Here is a 1590-nt window from a genome sequence, read left to right as displayed (position 1 = left end):
ACTATCGGGTTTTTTCTTGCCTGAAATTTGAGTTCTGCCTATTTCTACTCTCGTCCATATCGCACCATCTGCCCCTTAAGGCTTTCTTAAGACAATATTATTACAGTCTTAGTATTCCCTATTTCCGCTTCAGGTTACTTCGTGAAGACCAGCAAGCCTACCTCTCAAGCCAATGTCACTCCAGCGACATTAAATAATGCCTCAACAGCACAGATAATTAAGACAAACTCCCTTTACTCGTTGCCGTTATCCTTCTATTTTTGGCAGGTTTTTGGGTTAGTGATCTGTGGATTGCTCTTTCTATGGCTGTCGAACAACGAGCAACTAGATTGGTTTATCAGCAATTACTGGTTTGACCCCGTCGGGCAAAATTTTCCATGGGAAAACAATTACTGGCTGGATTTACTCAACCACCGATTATTGAAAATAACCATTATCAGTACTGCCGTGGTGGCATTGTTATGGGGGATTTATCGCCGTAATGGGCGCTTGGTGACGACCATGTTGTTGTTTGGCATCGGTCCGTTGGTGGTTGGTGTGCTAAAGGCCGTCAGCGCCCACTCCTGCCCTTGGGATCTGGTGGAGTACGGTGGTAAAGCTATCAGTTATGTGCTGATGGGTACCGCTCCTGTAGGTGCAGGTCCCGGCCACTGTTTTCCCGGTGGCCATGCATCCAGCGGTTTTGCCGTGATGGCACTGTTCTTCCTGTTCTACCCCGAGCGGCCTCGGTTGGCTACGCTGTGTTGGTTGCTCGGTATTGGTCTTGGCATGTTGATGGGGTTTGGTCAAATTATGCGCGGGGCACATTTTCTTACTCATAACCTGTGGGCGGGTTGGTGGGTATGGCTGAGCCAGTTGGCTCTGTTTTGGATGATTAGCGGTTTTTACCGCCGCGATAAAGGTACTGAATAATGGAACAAATGAACTATTTTTTCTTTTCCATGATAAATGCGACCCCTGCATCACCGCCATGGATGATTTCTTTTGCGACCTTCATCGCACGTGACCTGATCATGATTATCCCCGTGTTACTGGTGGCACTGTGGCTATGGGGGCCAAAAGATAGCATTAACATGCAGCGAGCAGTGGTAACCAAGGCAGCAATCGCTCTTGCTTTCTCTATGCTTTCAGCGGCTTGTATCGGGATGCTTATCCCACACGATCGCCCTTTTGTTGTCGGTTTTGGCTATAACTTTATGAGCCATGCACCTGACAGCTCTTTCCCAAGTGATCACGGCACCGCTATTTTCACCTTTGCCTTAGCCTTTGTTTTTTGGCACAAACTCTGGTCCGCAGTCAGCATGATGGTCGTCGCAGCCGCCATTGCATGGTCACGTATTTACCTGGGTGTTCATTGGCCATTAGATATGGTGGGTGCCTTCTTATTAGGGATTATTGGTTGTCTGTTCGCACAGTTAGTATGGAATTTATTCGGTGACGCTATCGCGAGTGGTATGACTCGCCTCTATCGTATTAGTTTTGCTCTGCCTATCAGTAGAGGATGGGTCAGAAGCTAGTCACGCTAGGTTATAAATCTCACATTGCCGATGGCTCTAAAAGATCGGCAATACCCACCGCCGCCAATCACAT

Annotated in this window: 2 protein-coding genes; both read left to right on the top strand. The window is 47.8% G+C overall.

What is annotated here, in order from left to right; all coding sequences use genetic code 11:
* Nucleotides 1-240 precede the first annotated feature (240 nt).
* On the top strand, nt 241-912 hold the full coding sequence (locus V1952_RS21755; RefSeq protein WP_372559923.1) for a phosphatase PAP2 family protein: 672 nt from the start codon (nt 241-243) through the stop codon (nt 910-912).
* Complete coding sequence (gene ybjG / locus V1952_RS21750) at nt 912-1517, top strand: undecaprenyl-diphosphate phosphatase (RefSeq protein WP_372559364.1); 606 nt, start codon at nt 912-914, stop codon at nt 1515-1517. The genes V1952_RS21755 and ybjG overlap by 1 nt, the downstream gene beginning before the upstream one ends.
* The last annotated feature ends 73 nt before the right edge of the window (nt 1518-1590 follow it).

It is taken from the genome of Yersinia sp. 2542 StPb PI, assembly GCF_048593855.1.
GTDB lineage: Bacteria > Pseudomonadota > Gammaproteobacteria > Enterobacterales > Enterobacteriaceae > Yersinia > Yersinia enterocolitica_E.
This window is presented reverse-complemented; position numbering and strand designations above follow the sequence as displayed.

Coding starts and splice junctions, on each gene's coding strand:
- ybjG (WP_372559364.1), top strand. CDS start 912: ATGGAACAAATGAACTATTTTTTCTTTTCCATGATAAATGCGACCCCT.